The following is a 3,000-nucleotide window of genomic DNA, read 5'->3' on the forward strand; positions in this document are numbered from 1 at the left end:
CCTGCGACCCACGAGGTGTCCCATTCGGCCCAGAGGTTGGCCTGAACTTCGGGTACGCCGACCGGTTTATTGCCACGGTTGGCGGCCACGCCGGTTTTGGTCAGTTCGGCATTGAGCAGGGTCACACCACCGAGCACACGAGTGCCCGGAGTGACTTCGCCGAATACATTCAGCTCGAGCCCGCGATTGCGTTGTTCGCCCTGGACCGAAAACACCCCGCTGGTCAGTTCGCCGCTGGGTTTGGTGATCTGAAACAGGCTGAGGGTGGAGGTGAAGGTGCCATAGTCGGCCTTGACCCCGAGTTCATGCTGGCGGGAAACGTAAGGGGCGAAAATTTCGCCGGCATTGGAAGCGGTGGAGGGCGCGATGTCGCCTTTGCTCAGGCCTTCAATGTAGTTGTAGTAGAACGACACGTGATCCCAGGGCTTGAGCACTGCACCGAACAACGGTGTGGTTCGGCCGTCATCGTAGGACGTGGTGACGACGCCGGACGCATTGTAGTTGTCGGATTTGATGTTCTGTTTGCGCATGCCGAGGATCATCTGTGCACGGTCATCCAGAATCGACAGCGTGTCAGCCAGCGCCACGCCGGTCAGTTCGCTCTCGGACACTTTTGGCGTGTCCGGCTTGGGGATGCAAGGCTTCGGGCGATCCACCGGATGGTAAATATTGGAGAGGATCGGCGCGCCGGAAATGATCCCGCGAGACAACACGTCGCGGTAACGACTGACCTGCAAAGCCGTGCGATGACTGATCGGCCCGGTGTCGAAACGCAGGCGCGCACCGGCGTCGACGGTGTAACGCTCGACTTCGAACTTGTAGTAACCGGGGATCGACGAGGTGTCGCCAGCGGCGTTGATAATGGTCGGGGTCTGGTCGGACATCCGCGCAACATCCGATTTGCCGCCGCCCGCGTGGGCAAACACGGTCAGGGTGTCGCTGAGGTCGTATTCGCCGCTGAGCAACGCCGATTTGTCACGGGTTGTCGACCAACCCCAATCCTGACTGACATTGGTCCGGCCGTTGGCGGCCGAGGGAATGTCCACGCCCGAAGCGATCAGAAACGGTCGTGAGGCAGCGTCGAAGCTTTCTTTCTGGTTGAGCCAATCAAAGGTGGTGCGCAGGCGTTCGCCCTGATAATCGAGGGAAATGGCGCCGATATCGACATGGCGCGATTGATCGTCGATCACCGTATCTCCCAGTTGTGTGCTGCCGTTGATGCGCACGCCGAGGCGGCGTTCTTCACCGAAACGCCGACTGACATCGAGGTGTCCACCGAGCTGCGAGTCCATGACGTAACTGGTGGTGAAACGGGTCAGGTCTTCATCGAGGGAGCGCTTGGGCACCACGTTGATGACGCCGCCGACCGCGTTGTTGGGTGACATGCCATAGAGCAGGGCACCGGGGCCTTTGACCAGTTCGATACGCTCGGCGTATTCGGTGAACACCCGGTAGTTGGGCGCCACACCGTACACGCCGTCGAATGCCAGTTCCCCCAAATTGCCTTCGCCGACGGGAAAGCCACGGATGAAGAACGAGTCGACAATCCCCCCGGTCTGGCCAGTGGAACGTACCGATGAATCGCGCTCCAGCACGTCGCCGACGGTGACTGCCTGTTGATCCTTGATCAGTGCCGAAGTGTAGGTGCTGACGCTGAAAGGCGCGTCCATCACATCGGTATTGCCCAGAATGCCCAATCGTCCGCCATTGGCCACCTGGCCGCCGGCATACACCTGCGGCAAAGATTCGGCGCGCTTTTCAGTGCCGATGACGGCCGTTTCATCCAGTGTCACCCGGCGCGGGACCAGTGTGTAGCTGCCGTCGCTGCGTAAAACCATGTCCAGGCCACTGCCTTCCAGCAAACGATTGGCCGCCTCCTGGGTAGAGAAATTGCCGATCAGCGCAGGACTGGTCAGGCCTTCGGGCAACGATGGCTGGAACGACAGAGCAATGCCGGCGTCCACCGCGAAGCTCGACAGAGTGGCACCCAGTGGCCCGGCGGGGATGTTGTAGGCGCGGACCGCGACAGAGTCCAGTTGCACCGGCACGACGGCCAAGGCAAACGGGCAAACGGCACCGATCAGGACAAGCCTTAGCAACGCACTGCGAACAACTGGTTTGAACTGACGATCCGGGCGCRGGAGGCGTGCAGCAAGCATGGATGAATGAGCCTATGAACAGGACGCAAAAGTGCTTCTCCCCTGTAGCCAGTCGAGATCAAAAAAAGTATCACCGGCTCGGTAAATATTTTTTTGACTCAGGCCGGGGAGAGCATGACCCAGTAGCCATTCAAATGGCCGCTGACGAGAATCGGGTAGGTTTGCGCCAGCATGTTCAACGTGCGCTGGCTGTCGCTGATGGGGTAGGCGCCGGAAATGCGCAGATCGGCAAGCGCCGGATCGAGACGCACGAAGCCACGGCGATAGCGCGTCAGTTCGGCGACGAAATCGGCCAGGCGCATTTTGTCCGCCATCAGCATGCCTTGGGTCCAGGCGCCGACGTAGTGGTCGGCGACGCTGAGCTGGCCAAGCGTGTGGGAAGAAAAGTCGGTGCGTTGACCGGCATTGACGATCAGGGGTGTGCTTTGGCGATTTTCCGCGAGTTCGACTTTCACCGCGCCTTCCAGCACGGCAAGGTGAGTGCGAGGTTGCAGCTCTCGAACGGTAAACCGCGTCCCTAATGCCTGCATGCGGCCCTGACGGGTGCTGACCAGAAAGGGGCGGGCGATCGGGGAAATGTCCGGTGCGGTTTGCACCAGTATTTCGCCTTCGCGCAGGTGGATGAGGCGTTGATTGGCGTCGAACAGCACGTCGATGGCGGTGTCGGTGTTCAAGGTGATTTTCGAGCCATCGGCCAGAGTCAGTTCGCGCTGCTGACCGACGGCCGTGTGATAGTCGGCGGACCACTGCTGCGATTCGGCCAGTTTCCAGCTGCCCCAACCGGCTGGCAGGATCGCCAGAATCATCGCCAGTTTGCCCAGCGCCGCGCGCCGTTCCGAGC

General features: G+C 60.7%; 2 protein-coding genes. Both read right to left on the bottom strand.

Translation table 11 applies throughout. The features are described from left to right. Nucleotides 1-2,159, bottom strand: a 2,159-nt coding sequence (locus tag ACXRVY_RS22410) for a TonB-dependent siderophore receptor (protein WP_458238265.1), incomplete at its 3' end; no start/stop codon positions are given. A 98-nt stretch (nucleotides 2,160-2,257) separates the two neighbouring features. Then, a partial coding sequence (locus tag ACXRVY_RS22415) for a FecR domain-containing protein (RefSeq protein ID WP_458238266.1) occupies nucleotides 2,258-3,000 on the bottom strand: 743 nt, incomplete at its 5' end.

It is taken from the genome of Pseudomonas sp. P5_A2_2, assembly GCF_054177685.1.